The organism is Pedobacter zeaxanthinifaciens (assembly GCF_003313335.1).
GTDB lineage: Bacteria > Bacteroidota > Bacteroidia > Sphingobacteriales > Sphingobacteriaceae > Pedobacter > Pedobacter zeaxanthinifaciens.
Map to the genome: position 1 here is coordinate 1 of NZ_QMHP01000008.1, position 18720 is coordinate 18720.

The window sequence follows — 18720 nt, forward strand, 5'->3', positions numbered from 1 at the left end:
CAATCTCTTTAAAACAAAAAAGTCGGAAGAAAAATCTTCCGACCATGACTGCCTTATGGGGCGTCTTCCTTTACTTGGCTATTTAATTAATCGTTTGCCAAAAATGGATAAGTATAATCTTTTGGTGGATCAAAAGTTTCTTTAATGGTGCGTGGAGATACCCAGCGTAACAAGTTAATCATTGATCCCGCTTTGTCGTTAGTACCGCTTCCTCTAGCACCGCCAAAAGGTTGTTGACCAACTACAGCTCCAGTACATTTATCATTGATATAAAAGTTACCGGCCGCATTGCGAAGTGCATGTGTAGCTTTTTCAATTGCATATCTATCTTGTGCAATCACAGCGCCTGTTAATGCATAAATGGAAGTGCTGTCGATTAATTCTAATGTTGCATCAAAATCAGCATCTTCGTAAACATAAACTGTTAGTACTGGTCCAAAAAGCTCCTCGCACATGGTGGTGTATTTAGGATCCTCAGCTACAATAACCGTTGGCTCAATGAAGTAACCAGTGCTTTTATCATAGTTTCCGCCTGCAATAATTTCTACACCCTTATCGTTTTTGGCAGCATCGATATAGCTAGCAAGTTTATCGAAAGACTTTTCGTCAATCACAGCGTTAATAAAATTGCTGAAATCTTCGGTAGGCCCCATTTTCAAGGTCGCTAAATCTCTTAGAAGAAATTCTTTAATTGCAGGCCATTTGCTTTTTGCAATATAAACTCTTGATGCGGCTGAACATTTTTGTCCTTGGTATTCAAAAGCGCCACGTAAAATAGCTGTGCTGGAAACTTCAGCATCTGCTGAACCGTGGATAAGGATGAAATCTTTACCGCCAGTTTCACCAACAATACGAGGATAGGTTTTGTACTTGTGGATATTATTCCCAATTGTTTTCCAGATGTCCTGAAAAACTCCAGTTGAGCCAGTAAAGTGGATGCCTGCAAAATCAGGATGTGCAAATATAACGTCGCCTGCATCAGGTCCAGAGGCATAAACCAAGTTGATTACACCTGCAGGTAAACCTGCTTCGCGGAAAACTTCCATAATCACATTGGCTGCATAAATTTGCGTGTTGGCAGGTTTCCAAACCACCACATTGCCCATCATAGCTACACACGAAGGCAAGTTTCCAGCTATTGCAGTAAAATTGAAAGGTGTTAATGCAAAAACAAAACCTTCTAGTGGTCGTTGCTCAACCCTGTTCCAGCTTCCCTTAGGTGATACCGGAGGTTGTTGCTTATAAATGTCCGACATGTAGCTTACGTTAAAACGTAAAAAGTCGATGAGTTCGCAAGCAGAGTCAATTTCAGCCTGAAATGCATTTTTGCTTTGGCCAAGCATTGTTGCTGCGTTAATTTTATATCGGTAAGGTCCAGCAAGTAAATCTGCCGCTTTAAGAAAAATGGCAGCTCTTTGCTCCCAGGCCAAATTTTCCCAGTTAGCTTTGGCAGCTAATGCCGCATCAATAGCTTGTTGGATATGTGCTTTAGTTCCTTTGCTGTAGGTGGCTAAAAGGTGTTTATGGTCATGTGGAGGCGTAATTTTACCTTTTTCTTCGGTAAATACTTCTTTGTCGCCAATATACATTGGGATATCAATTACTTTAGACCTCCATTCGGCAAGCGCCGATTTTAATAGTTTTCGTTCGTTGCTTCCAGGTGCATAACCCAAAATGGGCTCGTTAACTGGGCTTGGAACATTAAAAAATCCTTTAAGCATAATAAGTATAAGTTTGGCGCAAATATAGGGCTTTAATTTTGCATAGTGCAACCGTTAGTTTTTCAAATACCGAGCTGAATTTGAATCACATATACCAAGATCCCGGTATTTTATTTAAGTAATGATAACTGTAATTTGCGCTATCCTCAACTGCTAGATAACATGCAGATTAATAGAGGGGTTTCGCAAACTAAAAGGCCGCTTTCATCAATTTTATAAAAAAAATAAAACAGTTCTGAAAGATATTTGTTCGACCTACTTAAGACGACGACGCATATAAACGTAAAAAATATAAATTTATTATAAATGTTGTTTATATTTATACTCCTTTTAGGAATAAAGTTCTTTTAAAATCAAATCAATTATGAGAAAAACTCTACTCAAAGCACTGCCTATGCTGTTTGTAGGATTGTTGTTCGCACTCCAATCCGTAAATGCGCAAACCTATTTCGTCGACGTCGCGGCAGGCAACGATGCAAACAACGGTTTATCGCAAGCCAACGCTTTCAAAACTATACAAGCAGCTATTAACACAGCTGCAGGAACTAACATTACCATTAACATTGCTGCAGGAAATTATCCTGAAAATGTAACCATCAACAGAAGTGATATTACATTAATGGGTGCCGGCTCTGGTGCAAACGGAAATGCTGCTCCAACGGCGCCTAACGCCGCTACACAAACCATTATTACCGGCGGTGGAACGGGCCGCGGGATTCAGTTATCGGGGACTAGAACAAATGTTACCGTTAGGGATTTGGCCATTGTAGGCTACAGTGCCGAAGGTTTTTTTGCTCCCGCTAATTCAAACAACCTATCGCTAATTAACTTACAGATTAATGCCAACTGTACGGTGGATGGGCGAGGTGGGGTGTTTATTTCAGGCGGTATCAACAATGTTACAATACAAGGTTGTGCTGTGCAAAATAACGGTCCTGGAGCTACGGCTCGTGGAATTGCCATTTGGGACAATCTTAAGTCAAATGTATCAATCACAAACAACTATGTAATATTTACTAGCTGCTGTGGTATTGATTTGAATGACGGTACTTCAGCAGGTGTTAACATTTCAAACAACACTTTAATTGCGGGTTCAACTTTAAGTGATAGCGCTATCGGCGTTTTAGGCATGATGGCTGGAAGTGGCGCTAACATCATTGCTAACAACAACATTACTGTAGCAAAAAGGTATGGTATCGAAATTAAAAATCCGGCGGGATCAGGTGTTGACGATGAATTAGCTGACGGAGCTATTATTGTGAAAAATAATACGATTACGCGTGCTGATGCAGGTGCTGCTATAATTGGTGCAGAATTCAGGGATATTGCTGGTATTGCTGTTTTTAGAAGGTCTTTCACCTCTGGTAACCCATCAGGATATATTGATGTGCCAAGTGGTGTAGTAATTAAAGACAATACCATCTCGGGCTTTCAGCAACCTAACGCCATAGGCGAGGGTTATGGAATTGTGGTTGAAGGTGTGAGAATGACAGTGAAAAATAATACAGTTAGTAACTGTGATATCGGTATTCAACGTCAAGCTGGAAATGCATCTAACTATGTGAAAAATAATGTTGGCGATGCAGATCAGGCTGCTTCGGGAAGTACTTATTTCAATAGAGGTAACGCTCCTTTTTCAGCCAGCATTTTGCTAAGTGGGAATAACCTAGCTACTGGCAACAGTGTGCAAACCCGTGATGAGTTTGCTAGTGGCACTTATTTAGGTGATAACCAATTTGTTTTTAACGCTACCAAGAAAAACAACTACGCAACCATTAATTTAGCTGTTGAATATGCAGCTGCAGGCAATACTTTAGAGCTTTCTCAAAATACATTTGATGAGTTGGTGGTGGTTGATAAATCATTAACTATAGATGGTATCGACAAGAGCAATAGAACGGTGAAATATACTGGCGCTGCTATCAGCTCAGGCGTTATCACACCGGCTATTTTTAAAGTTTCGGCTCCTAACGTTACGATCAAAAACGTAACTATGGAGGTTGACTTGGCCAAAATTTGGTCGGCAGTGATTAGCAATGGTGATGTAGCTGGCTTAAGCATTGTTAACAATAACATCAACGCTGTAAGATCGGCAACGAGTAATGCAGCAGCATATACTGATCGCAACGCGGTGGGTATTAACATCTCTGGGAGAGCTATTCCTGGAGTAACCAATGCTTCAAATCCTTCGGGTTTAATTACCTTCCAAGGAAATACAGTTAATTACACTAATGATCCAACACCTGCAAACGTAGCTGCATTTAGGGCGGCAGTAGCAGTTGATAACTATAATGTGTTGGTTGAAAACAATACTACTATTGCAGTTAATCATGATGTAACTAACCGTTTTCAAACTACGCCAGGACAAAGTATTTTAAGAAATAATATTTTTAACGGTGGTGGTATCGAATTTTCTGAACCTAATGCACCTTATGGTGGTACATTAGTTGAGAATAATGATTTTAACTATTTGCTAGGTGGTTTCCCAACCTTTGCTTTGGTTAGATTTAAAAACAACAACGCTAATAAGCCAGTGTCGTTTACTAACAATCAGGTTAGGAATCACTATTGGTTGATGAGTTTGGAAAACTTCCAAAATATTGATGTTGAAGGAAATACATTTACGCCGGTTAAAAATGCAAGCGATTATTTCCAAATTATCTCTGTAAATACAAAAACGATTTCTTCATCGGCCAATACAAAGCTTCCAATTTCTGCCAACATTGTAGGTAATACTTTCAATGGTGTAGCAGGTTCGGTAGGTTCAAGAGCAATTGCTTTTTATAACCATGATAATGCCAGTCCACAATTTGGAACTTTCACCGTTGGTGCGGTTGGAAAATTGAATGTGTTTAACAATAATATCGGTACATATCTTTATTTGGATAACAATAATTTAAACGCTACTAAGGATGGTGGTAATGTTGGTTTAGCTGGATATCCAGAATATGGAGGCAATATTTCATCAACCACTACTGGTTATTGGTCAACTGATATCCGTGCTGATCAAAACAGCTTTTATGTTGACGGCCAGTTAAGAACAGTAGCTTCGTTAACACAAGCGCAAAGAACATTGTTAGATGCTTTGATTTTCGATAAGGGCGATGATAACAATGTAGGTAAAGTAACCTATTACTTCCCTATTAGAAACGTTACCACTACGGAGAATTTTGCAACTATTCAAGATGCAATTAACGATTCAGACACTCAAAATGGACACGTTATTAACGTAGAGAGCGGAACTTATACATTAACCGATGCAGTAACAATCAACAAAAGTGTTACGCTTAGAGGTAATGGAGGCGCTCCTGCTACAAAACCTGTAATTAACGGTGTGGGTAATGCAACAAATAAAACTTTATTTGAAGTAGATGCTGCTAACGTTAAAGTACAAAACTTTGAATTCCAAATAGCTCAAACTGGCAACGCAATGATTGGCGTTGGAACTACGTCGACTGATAATTTCAACAATTTGGAAGTATCGGACAACGTTTTCAAAGGTATGAAAACCTTTACTACTGGATTGGCTTTTGATAGCTACGCATTGAAGTTAGGTAGATTATCTAGTGGTCCGGCTTTGCCTAAAAACCAAGTTAGTGTAGTGCGTAATGCGGTAACTTATAGTACCTTAACTCCTGACTTGTTCGGAAGGGCGTTTTATGCTTACAACGTTTATGGTAAAATTGGTGGTTCGGCATTAGATGCAAATACTGCTGGTGCATTTTATGTACTACAAGCTGGCCAAATTGGTTCAGGTGCTTCTGGTTTAGAATTCTCATACAATAACGTAACAGGTGGTATGGTATCAGTAATTGGTGCTGATGCTGGTGCGCATAAAATTGCCAACAACACCATCGGTTCTCAAATTGTTCAAATGTCGCAAGCTAACTCGTTGGCTACGTATTTAGAAGTACGTGGAACTAGAAATGTAGCTGCTACTATTGAGGTAAGTGGAAATACGATCCAAAACTACTCGAACATTGGTGCTTTTATCCAAAGATCAGACAATGTGACTTTATCTGGCAATACTTTCACGCCATTTCAAGATGCGTCTAACACTAATTTCGCTTCAATTGTATTCTCAAGTAAAGAAGGTACAAGTGGAGCTCAATCTGCAGTAGAATCTAAAAACTTAACCATTACTGCCAATACGTTTAATGGTAGTGGGGTGAATGGTGGTACCGGAGTTTTGTTCTTAAACCACAACGCTGCGGCATTAATTAAGCCTTTAACTAATGCTAAAATTGGCGGTTCGGATGCAGATAAAAATACATTTAATGCAAGCTTAGATAAATACATTTCATTAGATGCTACCGTATCTGGTACTAGTGCTGCTTTAACGGCGCTTTATGGGGCACAAAATGTAACTAATACAACTAATATTTTACCTTTCGATGCCGATATCGATGCGTCATACAATGTGTTTGGTGCGGTTAATACAGGAACATCAACAAATTTTGATGACCTAGTAGCGGTTAAAGCTAAAATTTTGGACGGTGTTGATAACGGCTTAACTGGCTATGTAAATATTCAGCCTCAAAAAGCATTTATTGGTTTAACCACCAATAAGGCTAATGCGTTGAGTAAAGTGCCTGATAACTTCAATATCGTGTTACAGAATGATGATGCAGTTTATTTCAACATGGGCAACAGTACCATTACTAAGGCGTTCACTTTCAGTATCGATAACAATACTACCGATGAAATTATGTTCGGTGATTTAACTTTAAATGCGCTTGCTAAAGAAGTAACTTTCTCAAACAAGGTAAAAGTTAATGAAAACTTTACTGTAACCGAAGGTAAATTAACCGCTAACCAAGGTCTTACTTTAGATGGAGCTAAAACAATTTCTTTCAACTTAACTAAGCCTGCTAACTACGTTAATGGTAAAGTAACCTTGTTAAATGCTAGTACTTCAGGTGCTACTAACATGATTATTGGTAATGCTTCGGCTTCGGCTTTAGTTGGTATTGCCGAGTTAACTTCTACATCAGCTTTTGATTTCCAATATTTCCCATCAAGCTATAGCAACACCACAAGTTTTAACAATGCGGTGTTGGGTTATATTAGTAACAAAGAGTATTGGGCAATTAACAGAATTTCTGGAACTGGTAGTGCTAAGGTAAACTTGGGTACTTATGATTTCGCAACTTCTGGGTTCAGTAGCTTTGCCTTAGCTGATGCAAAAGTAGCTAGGTTTGATACAGGTTCAACTTCATGGGTTGATGCAGGAAACACTTCAAACAATGTAAGCGCTAACGTTGGTACAATGCTTTCGGGCGCTAATGCTAATTTCGGTGTGTTTACGTTTGCAAAAACTGCCTTAAATGTTCTTCCAGTAAAACTAATTGCATTTAAAGCACAGGCTACTAATGGCGGTGCTTTGGTGAAATGGACAACCGCGGAAGAAAAAGATGTGGCAAAATTTGAAATAGAGAAAAGCTTTAACGGTAAAGATTTCTTTGTGATCCACACCCGTTCAGGCCAAAACAATTTTGCTGCGGTAGTTAACTACGAGTTTCTAGATAAAAGCTTTTCGCAGTCGGCTTACTATCGTTTAGCACAAACTGATCATAATGGCGATAGAAAAGTTTTTGATCAGTACACTGAATTTGTTAAAGGTTTAGCAAACTTATCGGTAGTGGCTTATCCAAATCCTGTAACTAACAAATTATTTGTAAATGTTGGTTCGGATAATAAAGAAACCGTTAAGGTAATGCTTACTGATTTAACAGGTAAAACGCTAAAAACCAAAACTGCCGATAACTCACAGCCGATTGAGCTTGATGTTGCTGGGGTAGCTGCTGGATCATATATCCTTCAAGTGGTTAAAGACAGCGGAAACGTATCTAAGAAAATCGTTAAACTGTAACAATTTTTACAATTATAAACAGGAGGGGAAGCGAAAGTTTTCCCTCTTTTTTTTGTCAAAAATTTTATTTTTTTAAAAATATTAACACTGTTAATTATATTTGTTGCGTAATGGAAGAAACGAAAGTTAAAAATAAACGCTTAGAACGAAAGGAAGAAACCCGTAGGCGCATCTTAGAAGTGGCCAAGGAACTGTTTTTGAAGCATGGTTATGATGAGGTTTCTATCAGGAAAATTGCCGATAAGCTGGCAATTAGTCCCACAACTATTTACCTCTACTATAAAGATAAGGGTGATGTGATTTATGCCTTACATCAGGAAGGTTTTAAATCGTTGGCTATGCAGTTTGATGTGCTTAGAAATGTGGATGAGCCATTTGAAAGACTAAAAGCCATGGGGCGCATTTATATCAAGTTTGCTTTGGATAATCCTGATTTTTATGAGCTTATGTTCATTATGAAAGAACCTATAGATTTTGTGAACAGAAGTTGTGCTAGTGAGTGGGAGGAAGGCGGAGCTGCTTTTGGAGCCTTAGTAAATACCGTTGCCGATTGTCAGAATAAAGGCTATTTCAGTAGTATTGAGCTCCATGCCATGGCGCTTTACATATGGTCTACGATACATGGCATTTGTAGTTTGAAGCTTCAGGGACATTTGGATCATGTAGTAAAAGAACACTTGCCGAACCAAGAAAACACATCTACGTTGGAATCGGCATTTAACACTTTAATATCTGTAATAAAAGGAATAAAATAATGAAATTAACACCGTTAATATGTAAGCAATCGGTTTGTGCTTTATTGTTTGTGGTTGTGTTTGGTTTTTTTAAAGCAAATGCTCAAAATGCGCTTAATAACTATATCGATTTTGGTCTTAAAAATAACATCGTTCTACAACAAAAGAATATCTCTTTAGAAAAAGCACAGTATGCGCTAAAAAGAGCTAAAGGCTTGTTTTTGCCATCCGTTAATTTGCAGGCGGCATATCAAACAGCAGATGGAGGCCGTAATATTCCGTTGCCGTTGGGCGATTTGATGAATCCTGTTTATCAAACCCTAAATCAAATTACTGGAACTAATCGGTTTCCGATGTTGGAAAATCAAACCATCAACTTTTTACCTAAAAATTTCCACGATGCTAAATTGAGAACTACCGTACCAATCATCAATACGGATATCATCTACAGCAATAAAATAGCGAAGCAACAAACCACGCTAAAAGAATTTGAGGTGCAAGTTTATAAGCGAGATTTGGTCAAAGAAATTAAAACGGCTTATTACAATTATTTGAGTGCTTTAGCTGCGGTAGATATCTACCAATCTGGCGTGCAGCTGGCAAAAGAAGGACTGCGTGTAAACCAAAAGTTATTGGAAAACGGCAAAGGTTTACCTGCATATGTGTTAAGGTCGCAAAGCGAAGTTGAAAATGCAAATGCCACCCTGCTTGATGCTGAACAAAAAGTAAATAACGCCCGATTGTATTTCAATTTTTTGTTGAACAGAGATGCAAACGAAGCGGTTGAAGTTGAAAGTCAAGATCAAGCAAACTTAGCAAAGGTAGAAGGTTTACTAGCTGGTTTAAACGCCGTGGGCGAGAGAGAGGAGCTGAAGGCCTTGCAGCAGTTAGAGGGAATTAATAGGAATGTACAGAAAATGAACGGGCAGTTCGCGGTGCCAAAACTGGGAGCTTTTTTGGATGTAGGTACGCAATCAGAAGGATTTAAATTTAATTCCAATACGCGTTACTACATGGTGGGTTTACAGTTGGAAGTGCCAATTTTTTCAGGTAATCGCAATAGCAACAAATTGAAGGAAAGTAGCCTGGATTTAAAAAATGCTGAACTCAATTCTAATTTGGTTGCTCAACAGCTCAATTTGGCTGCTAAAACTTCTCAAAATAGTTTGCGTTCGGCTTATCAAACCTATCAGTCGTCTTTAAAACAATTGGAAGCTGCCTCAACCTATTTAAGGCTAATTGATAGAGGTTATTTGGCTGGAGCCAACTCCTTTGTTGAAACGGTTGACGCCCGAAATCAATATACCTCGGCAAAAATTTTAGTAAACATCAATTTATACAAAACGCTAATCGCCCTCACTAATTTGGAACGTGAAACGGCATCTTTCCCAATTAACTAAATTATTACCATTTAAGATTAAACAACTCAATATGATCAACGCAAAAATCAAAAGCTTTGTACTTATTGTACCGGTTACAGTAATATCCATTTTATCTGCCTGTAAAGGAGGTAAAGAAAGAGAAAAGGTGATGATCCAGCAAGATACGATACCTGTTAAAGTGATCAGTTTAACGCCTGAAAATGCTGATGCACAAATTGTTACTTCTGGCTATTTTACCACTAATGATGAAACCTTGCTTTCTTTTAAAAATGGGGGTGTAATTAACCGCATTTATGTAAAAGAAGGCGATCAAATCACTAAAGGACAATTGCTTGCTACGGTAAATCCAACGGAAATAGGTTCGCAAGTTGAGCAGGTACAGCTATCGCTACAAAAGGCACAACGTGACTATGAAAGGGCAAGTAAGCTCTTCAAAGACAGTGTTGCCACTTTGGAGCAATTGCAAAATGCAAGAACAGCTTTGGAGGTGGCCAAGCAACAACTGCAGTCGGCTAAGTTTAACGAAGGTTACACCGCCATAAGAGCTACTAAAAATGGCTATGTTTTACGCAAGTTAGCCAATGATGGACAGATTGTTGGTCCCGGTACGCCAGTGTTGCAGGTTAACGGTGCAAACGAAGGAAAATGGATCTTGAAAGTTGGTTTAAGCGATAGCCAATGGTCGGCATTAAAAATTGGCGACAGAGCGAGTATTACTTCAGAAGCGCTACAAGGCAGAATATTACAGGCAAAGGTGAGCAGGAAAGCAGAAAGTATTGATCCGCAAAGCGGCACTTTCGGTGTGGAATTATCTCTGGAAAGCGGTGATTTAAAAGGTTTGGCCGCTGGTCTGTTTGGTAGGGCAACCATTTATCCAACTTCCAAACAAACCGCGTATAGCCTGCCTTATGATGCTTTGCTTGATGGTGGTGAAAATGAGGGCTACGTATTTGTTACCAACGATAATCAAACAGCCAAGAAAGTAAAGGTGCAACTGGGTGCTGTGCAAAAAGATAAAATTACCGTTTTGGGCGGTTTGGAAAATGTGGGTTCGGTTATTATATCGGGCAGCGCCTACCTCACAGATGGTTCGAAAATCAAAGTAGTTAAGTAACTAAGCCATAATTAGCAATGAAGATTTCAGATTACGCAGTAAAAAATTATCAATTCACCTTAATTATGGTGTTAATGGTAATGGCTTTGGGAATTACTACAGTTTTAAATATGCCAAGGGCCGAGGATCCTGATATGAACCCGCCTAACTTTCCGGTAATTGTGGTGTACCCGGGAGCAAGCCCTAAAGATATGGAAGAGCTGGTGGTGAAGCCGCTTGAAAAACGTATTTACGAGCTTGATGATATTAAAACCATTAAAACTACCATTAGAGATGGCTTAGCTGTATTTGTAGTAGAGTATAAATATGGTGTAAATGTTGACGACAAATACCAAGAGCTGGTGAGGGAAACCAATAGCGAACGTGCCAATTTGCCACAGGAAATTTATGCCATGGAGGTTCAAAAAATATCTCCATCGGACGTAAATATTTTACAAGTTGCATTGGTATCGGAGAACGCTTCTACGGATCAACTGAAAGCTGCCGCTGAAGATTTACAAGACGAGTTGGAGAAAATTCCTACACTTAAAAATGTAAATGTGTATGGCATTTCCGATCAGCTGGTAAAAGTGGATTTAGACCTAGAGAAACTAGCTTTATTACGTATTCCAGTTACCCAAGTAAGCAATGCCATTCAAAGTGAAGTGGCAAATATTCCTGGAGGTAGCATTGATGTTGGTACCAAATCGGTTAATATTAAAACAAGCGGAAATTACCAAAGTATTGATGAGATAAAAAATACCATAGTTGCTAGTAACGGGGGCAAAAACACCACTTTAAGTGACGTTGCAAAGGTTTATTTCGATTATTCGCAAGAGAAACATATTACGAGGTTAAACGGATTTAGGTGTGTATTTGTAACCGCGGCACAAAAGGTAGGTAACAACATTACGCAAACACAAGAAGCTTATCTTCCAGTATTAGATCAATTCAAAAAAACGTTGCCTGCTAATATTGATCAGCATGTAATGTTTGATCAGGCAGATAATGTAAATACCCGTTTGGGAGGTTTGGGGATAGATTTTTTAATCGCCATTGGCTTGGTGCTCATTACGCTATTACCTTTGGGAACAAGGGCGTCGTTGGTGGTAATGGTTTCTATACCTTTATCCTTAGCCATAGGAATTATTTTGATCAACCTGCTTGGCTTTAGCTTAAACCAATTGAGTATTGTAGGTTTGGTGGTGTCCTTAGGTTTATTGGTGGATGATAGCATTGTAGTTGTAGAAAATATTGAACGATGGATGCGTGATGGTCATAGCCGGTTACAAGCATCTTTGCTGGCTACCAAACAAATTGGCGTTGCCGTGGTGGGGTGTACCGCTACTTTGGTTATTGCCTTTATGCCATTGATGTTTATGCCAGAGGCTTCAGGTGAATTTATCAGAAGTTTGCCCGTGGCTGTAATTTGTTCGGTAATTGCTTCAATGTTGGTAGCGCTTACCGTAGTGCCATTTTTATCAAGTAAGTTATTGAAGCCGCATGCCGATGTACATGGTAATATCTTTCTGCGTACGTTACAAAAAATCATTCATGGTTCTTACGCCAAATTGCTTGATAAAGCTTTGCAAAAACCTCTTGTTACTATTGCTATTGGCGTTTTGATTTTTGCAGGTTCGGTAGCCTTAATTCCAGTAATTGGATTTAGCTTGTTCCCAGCATCGGAAAAGCCACAGTTTATTGTAGCAGTATCAACGCCTTTGCAATCTAACTTAAAGTACACCGATTCAATCACCAAACAAATTGAAAAAGAACTGAAGGAAATTCCCGAAGTGAAGTATTTTGCTTCCAATGTAGGTAAGGGAAATCCGCGTATTTACTACAATTTGTTGCAAACTAACGAACGAACAGATTTTTCTGAAATTTTTGTGCTATTGCATCCAGATGTGCGTGCCGACCAAAAAGTGGCGTTAATTGAAAAGCTAAGAGCCAAATGGTCGCCATATTTAGGAGCAAAAGTGGAGGTGAAGGATTTTGAACAAGGGCAGCCAATTATTTCTCCAGTGGAGGTGAGGATATTTGGAGATAATTTAGATACGCTACGCCAGTTGGCCGCTAAAACCGAAAGTTTGCTGCTGAAAACCGAAGGCACTATTTACGTTAACAATCCGCTGAAGAATTTAAAATCAGACATTAAGGTTGATATCAATAAAGAAAAGGCTTTGGCCCTAGGCATTCCTATGATCAATATCGACCGTACGGTACGAATGGCTATTGCAGGTTTTGAAGTTGGTAAGTTTCTCAATCCAAAATCAAGTGGCGATGATTATAACATTTTATTGACCACCAAATTTGCTTCAAATCCTTCGCTTAAAGTGTTTGATAACTTGTACGTCAACAACGTAATGGGCACATCCATTCCTTTATCGCAAGTGGCCAGTTTAAAATTGGAAACTTCGGCGTTAAGTATCAATCATCAAAATAAAGTACGTACAGTTTCGGTAAACTCGTTTGTGCAAAAGGGTTACTTAAATGATAAAGTAATTAAGGATGTGGAAGCTCAGATGAAACGAATGGCTTTGCCGGCTGGCTACCATTTTCAAATGGGTGGCGAAGTGGAAAGTCGAAATCAATCATTTGGTGGTTTTGGTAGCATTATTTTAGTAACGCTATTTATGTTCGTGGCGGTGTTGGTGCTGGAGTTTAAAACCTTCAAAAGTACGTTAATTGTACTGTCTGTAATTCCGTTGGGTATTGTTGGTGCGGTATTGGCGCTAATGGTTACTGGCAATTCACTATCGTTTGTGGCTACCATTGGAATTGTAGCTTTGGCAGGTATCGAAGTTAAAAATACTATCCTTTTGGTTGATTTTACCAACCAACTGCGGGCCGAAGGAAAAGAACTGAACGAAGCTATTGAAGAAGCAGGGGAAGTGCGTTTCTTGCCAATTATTTTGACCTCACTAACTGCAATTGGTGGTTTGTTGCCCATTGCAATGTCAAGTAATCCGCTGATATCACCACTGGCTATTGTAATGATTGGGGGATTAATTAGTTCCACCTTGCTTTCGAGGATAATTACGCCGGTAGTTTACAAGTTAATGCCACCTAAAATCAATCAAGCCCAATAAAAATCATACCGGCGGTGCAAAGCCGTCGGTATTAATTTCCTACTTGAAAATGCTCAATTGCTCGTTGTAAACCGAACTTTTAATATCAAGGAAATTTAGCACACTGTGGAATACATGGTGTTGAGAAGCTGTATTGATAGGCTTAAGCTGCTTCGAATCTTTGGAAGTCCAAACAATAAAAGGAATATCGAATTGTTCGTTGGGCGCAATGCTCATCGGAAGTCCATGCATGTAGAGGTTTTTCTCTCCTAAAGATTCACCATGGTCCGAAACGAAAAGCATGGCACTCTTGTAATCTTTAAGTTGCTGTAAATCCTCAATAATACGGTGTAAAATATAATCAGTGTAAACAATGGTATTATCGTACGCATTAACAAGTTCCGTTTGCGAACAATTGCCTAGCTCCACACTGCTACAAACTGGTTTAAAGGTTTCAAAGTTAGCAGGGTATTTTTTGCTGTAAGTTGGCCCGTGGCTGGTAGAGGTATGCAGTACAATTAAAATCTTACTTTTGGTACTCGCTAAAATTTGCTGCTTTAAATTTGTTATAAGCACCTCATCGTAATTACAACCATCGCCCTTACAATCTTTATCTAACATTTCTTTGGTTTGATAATTTTTGATGTGTACAGGTGGTTCGCCCCAATTGGTCGTTCGCCAAATCACGTCAACGTTGTTTCTGTATAAGTAGTTAGGCAAAATTTCGTACAAGTCGTCGCTTTCCGTGTGTTCCAAAATACATTTTACACCAGCTGTAGTGTAAGTAGCACATGATGTTGCTTTAAATGTGTGCAAATTTTCCGTTTTGGAAAGGTAAGGATTGGTGTTTTTCTTGTACCCGTAAAGAGAGAAATTTTCGCTTCTTGCAGACTCGCCAATGACCAAAACTACTACTGATTTTTCGTTATTTGCGATGGTGGCATTAGGAAGTAAGATTTCTTCTTTGTTTTCCTGAGCCTTATGGATATAAAATCTACAAAGATTTACTGTGTACGACCAAGGCATAGCCAAACCACCTAATTGTTTGGAATATTTATCAATCCAAAGCCAATTACTTGCGTTGGCAAAAATGAAAACGGCAATAAATACCAAAGTTAATGACGATTTGATCAGGAATTTTTTAAGCCTATCCTTAACAATAGTAGCTTTGATTACAAAAATGGAAGGCAAAATCCCAAAAAACACGATATATAGAATCAGCTTAAATGAAAAGAAACTGCTTGATTCTGCGTAATTGGTATTGAGCACATTGCCTACCATGCTTTCATCGATAATGACATTGTAGCTGTTTACAAAATATACGGCAACCGAATTAACAAGAAAAAACAGTACAGTTAGACATTTGCCCACCACTGTTGAGGCCGAATAAATCAGATAAAACACAAAAGCATTTAACACCAACATTAGTACTACCAAAGAGATAACGATACTGATGCCGGTAAAACTTTTATAATCGAGGTTGTTAAAAACGAAGGAGAAAAATGGAAAGTGAAATAATAAAAAATTAAGACCGCTAATGACTAATACGAAATGGATTAATTTGATCTTATCTTTTGATACAAGCTTTTGTAAAAACATAGGATGAAAAAGCTAAACTGACGATGGATAGGTAAAAAATAAAAAGGTTATTACTGGTGATTTTTGTGATAAGAACAAAACAGCAAATCAAAAATAAACCAATAAAAATTGGATAGTACTTTCTTTCGCATATCCAACCCCAAAGATTGTATTTCTGGCATACTAAAATTCCTGTTATGCCGCAAATATAGCCAACAATACTTCCAATAAGCACATCAAGTGGATAATGTGCGCCTACAGCTACCCTGCTAAGCGCAATAAAAAGACCCGTTGCCATGATGAAAAGGCACCATAAAATTCTGTTTTTTAAAGCTTTAGGCATAAAGCCATACATCAAAACAGTTAGTGTTGTAAATATGGTAATGGTATGCCCCGATGGAAGGCTGTTATTGCAGGTGAGTGTATCGCCAATAATGGTAAAACTGCTATTGTTAAATGTAGCTGCAGGCCTAGGAACCGAAAAAAAAGTTTTCAGCACAAAAGTAATTAGCAGCGACACTAATGACGAAGTAATTAGATGCTCCCAAATTTTAGGTCGGCGGATAATAAAAATGGTGAGGAACGAAAGCAGCACCAGTGCATCCCCCAGTTGGGTTAGGTTAAATTCTAAGTTAGGAAATTGAGATAGCCTTGAATTAACGTAATAAAAAGCACCCTTTTGTATTTGCCTGTACGAATCGATGTTTAGCGCATCTTCTTTGTACAAAAAAAATGCAATGGCCAATAGCAAACCCACTGGTAATAAAAAGCAGGAAGGCCTAACTTTTGCAAAATTTTCAGCATCAGCTTGGTTAAAGCATTTTGCTTCGCAGTTATGCATTGTAAATTTAGTTTGTTCGGTTTATTGTTTGGTTGGCAACGATGTTTGGTTTAACCTAGCTATTAGCCTGTTAAACACTTTGGTAACAACTTGCGTTGTAAATATAGTCATACATTTCTTTTTACCAAAACGGGTTTTTTTACCCTATTGTTGTGTTGGGTAGGTAATAAATTAGCTGTAGAGGTCAGGGAGACAAGCAGATAACATTTGCCACGTTTAAACAGTAGGATTGGTTGGTTTTCCGCAATGCCGTATAGAGAAGCTATGCTAAATATCAAATAACAAAAGAATGAAACATAACTTTGTTAAAACTTTCAACATGACATTCAAACTCAATTGAAAAAAAATCACGAACTTGCAACCAATGAGCAAAAAGTATTCGGACATAAAAAATAAATTAAAATTGGAGATTAGCAAGACGGAAAATAACGACTTGGCATATTTGACTCACTTTTTTCAAAACCATAAAAATGGCGTTTCTGAATATTATAAACCGACTGCAAAAACTTATTTAACTGACTTACATGATAAATTGAGTATTGTCGAAGAGCCAGACTTTCAATATTATCTGCCGATTAAATGGGACGTCCCATTTCCACCACCGACGACACCGAAGTTTAAATTTATAGACTTAATACTTTTCCAGCCATTTTCGATTGCTGGAGTTTCAAAGAAAAATAATTTGGGCGTTATCCTAAAGGGTCGGGCTTTACGTTCCAATCTTTTGCTCGTTCCTCACAAAAGGATTTCCACTACAATCCCTAACGCGTTAAAGCAGGTGGTATAATGGAAGATTTGGAAATATTTTTAAGTTCAGAGCAGCCAACTGCTTGTCCAAAATGTGGAAATAGAACAGAAATTATTGATGATTTTGATAGTTCTCAAGAACATAAATGTCTTTCAGAAGAATGTAATTTTCAATTCATTTTAGAATTTGATAGTGAAGATGGTATATGAAAAAAGGACAAAAATTATGGACAAGAGAAGAATTAATGTTAGCAGTAAATCTGTACTGTAAATTGCCTTTTGGTAGGTTGCATCGCCTAAATCCAGAAGTAATTCATCTAGCAAATCTTATTGGAAGAACTCCAAGCGCTATTGCATACAAACTTGTTAATTTTGCAAGTCTTGACCCAAACCTAAAAGCAAGAGGAATTAAAGGGGCATCAAACTCAAGTAAATTAGATGCTGAAATCTGGAACGAATTTTTTAATAATTGGGATATTTTGCCTTTTGAAAGCGAAAAATTACTAGCCAATTTTGAAAATACATCAGTTGAGCGACTCAATCATATTCCGGAGTTTGAATTGCCAACAGAGGGAAAAATGAGAGAACAAGTCGTGAGGGTTAGGGTAAATCAATCTTTCTTTAGAAGGTCAATTTTAGCATCATATAATAATACTTGTTGTATAACTGGAATTCAACAACCAGAATTTCTGATAGCGGGTCATATAAAGCCTTGGAGCGTTGATGAGAAAAATAGGTTAAATCCTCAAAATGGAATTGCAATTAACGCACTTCACGATAGGGCTTTTGAAACTGGTTTGATGACGATAACAACCGATTTTAAAATCAAAATTTCCCCTACTTTATTCAAGCAAAAGAAATCAAAATCTATCGAAGATTTTTTTTTAAAATTAGATAATCAAGATATTATTTTGCCATCGAGATTTCTTCCCGATATTGAATTCCTTAAATATCATAACGAATTTCGTTTTATGCACTGATTTTGCGTTAGGGATAAAAGCGAAAAATCCACAGAGAAGTGCAATGTAGCGAGTACTTGTAGGGGATAGCCTGGTCTTTAGGGTAATGCCCAAAAATTTACATTAAAAACTTTTGACAAATGATAATTCAAAAAGTTATTTCGGTGGTAGATTTGAAATTCTTAATGTTATCAGTTTTCTTAAAACATTAATGTAAATGAAACTGCCTCTTGGAGCTTTGCGTCTATGCTTTTACACTGGAATAGAAAACACAATCAAGCCTGCTATGTTCCCTCGATTTCTCAAACAGTAAACGAAAGACAATACAGATACGGAAACAACGTAATTTTAGAAACAGGGACAGACTTTCAATTATTTTTAGTACAAATGGCTGCAGGCAATATTTATTATGATCCGGGAATTAAAATGGAAAATGCTTCAATAAAGCCAAAAATTAAGAAACGGAGTCAATTTAGGATTAAATCTCAGAATTTACCGAGCTTATACAAAGTAAACGAGGTTTTGGATATAAGGGGATTATAAAAGAATCAACTAATAAACGTAGAGCCGATAACAAGATGTCGGCAGTTAAATAATTCGATTTAGCATTTGTAAAATGTTTAACAGTAGCAATTCTATTGAACTTTTGTACTAAATCCTCCATACTCAAACCGTTTTCTGCAATGCCGTTGCAGCAGTTAACTTTGCGTAGCCAAAATCGA

12 protein-coding genes are annotated in these 18720 nt (G+C 38.0%); 9 read left to right on the top strand and 3 right to left on the bottom strand.

What is annotated here, in order from left to right:
- Positions 1-86: 86 nt before the first annotated feature.
- Positions 87-1721: an L-glutamate gamma-semialdehyde dehydrogenase gene (gene pruA / locus DUT68_RS12855; protein ID WP_113638622.1), complete on the bottom strand. Its 1635-nt coding sequence runs from the start codon at positions 1719-1721 to the stop codon at positions 87-89.
- 364 nt (positions 1722-2085) lie between these two features.
- Between pruA and DUT68_RS12860 the strand changes: the two genes are divergently transcribed.
- The 5 genes from DUT68_RS12860 (at position 2086) to DUT68_RS12880 (ending at position 13894) form a co-directional block, all read left to right on the top strand.
- Positions 2086-7593 (top strand): T9SS type A sorting domain-containing protein, encoded by a 5508-nt coding sequence (locus tag DUT68_RS12860; RefSeq protein WP_113638623.1) that lies wholly within the window; start codon positions 2086-2088, stop codon positions 7591-7593.
- Positions 7594-7703: 110 nt separating this feature from the next.
- Complete coding sequence (locus DUT68_RS12865; RefSeq protein WP_113638624.1) at positions 7704-8348, top strand: TetR/AcrR family transcriptional regulator; 645 nt, start codon at positions 7704-7706, stop codon at positions 8346-8348.
- Positions 8348-9727: a TolC family protein gene (locus DUT68_RS12870; RefSeq protein ID WP_113638625.1), complete on the top strand. Its 1380-nt coding sequence runs from the start codon at positions 8348-8350 to the stop codon at positions 9725-9727. The genes DUT68_RS12865 and DUT68_RS12870 overlap by 1 nt, the downstream gene beginning before the upstream one ends.
- Positions 9728-9758: 31 nt before the next feature.
- On the top strand, positions 9759-10823 hold the full coding sequence (locus tag DUT68_RS12875) for an efflux RND transporter periplasmic adaptor subunit (RefSeq protein ID WP_237088336.1): 1065 nt from the start codon (positions 9759-9761) through the stop codon (positions 10821-10823).
- 17 nt (positions 10824-10840) lie between these two features.
- Entirely contained in the window at positions 10841-13894 is a 3054-nt protein-coding gene (locus DUT68_RS12880; protein WP_113638626.1) for an efflux RND transporter permease subunit, read from the top strand.
- Between the two features lie 39 nt (positions 13895-13933).
- Here the strand turns inward: DUT68_RS12880 and eptA are convergent, their stop codons facing one another.
- Together eptA and DUT68_RS12890 are read right to left on the bottom strand one after the other, a co-directional pair.
- Entirely contained in the window at positions 13934-15472 is a 1539-nt protein-coding gene (gene eptA / locus DUT68_RS12885; protein ID WP_113638627.1) for a phosphoethanolamine--lipid A transferase EptA, read from the bottom strand.
- Positions 15441-16292 carry a phosphatase PAP2 family protein gene (locus tag DUT68_RS12890; RefSeq protein WP_113638628.1) on the bottom strand — a complete coding sequence of 284 codons (852 nt, stop codon included), beginning with the start codon at positions 16290-16292 and terminating at the stop codon, positions 15441-15443. The genes eptA and DUT68_RS12890 overlap by 32 nt, the downstream gene beginning before the upstream one ends.
- A gap of 364 nt (positions 16293-16656) precedes the next feature.
- Here DUT68_RS12890 and DUT68_RS12895 point away from each other — a divergent pair, with 364 nt between their 5' ends.
- The 4 genes from DUT68_RS12895 to DUT68_RS18690 all read left to right on the top strand — a co-directional run bounded on the left by DUT68_RS12895 (position 16657) and on the right by DUT68_RS18690 (position 18541).
- Positions 16657-17079 (top strand): hypothetical protein, encoded by a 423-nt coding sequence (locus tag DUT68_RS12895; protein ID WP_113638629.1) that lies wholly within the window; start codon positions 16657-16659, stop codon positions 17077-17079.
- Positions 17079-17249 (top strand): hypothetical protein, encoded by a 171-nt coding sequence (locus tag DUT68_RS18360; RefSeq protein ID WP_157960863.1) that lies wholly within the window; start codon positions 17079-17081, stop codon positions 17247-17249. Before DUT68_RS12895 ends, DUT68_RS18360 begins: the two co-directional genes overlap by 1 nt.
- Complete coding sequence (locus tag DUT68_RS12900) at positions 17246-18019, top strand: HNH endonuclease (RefSeq protein WP_113638630.1); 774 nt, start codon at positions 17246-17248, stop codon at positions 18017-18019. Before DUT68_RS18360 ends, DUT68_RS12900 begins: the two co-directional genes overlap by 4 nt.
- A gap of 186 nt (positions 18020-18205) precedes the next feature.
- On the top strand, positions 18206-18541 hold the full coding sequence (locus DUT68_RS18690) for an MvaI/BcnI family restriction endonuclease (RefSeq protein WP_370738889.1): 336 nt from the start codon (positions 18206-18208) through the stop codon (positions 18539-18541).
- The last annotated feature ends 179 nt before the right edge of the window (positions 18542-18720 follow it).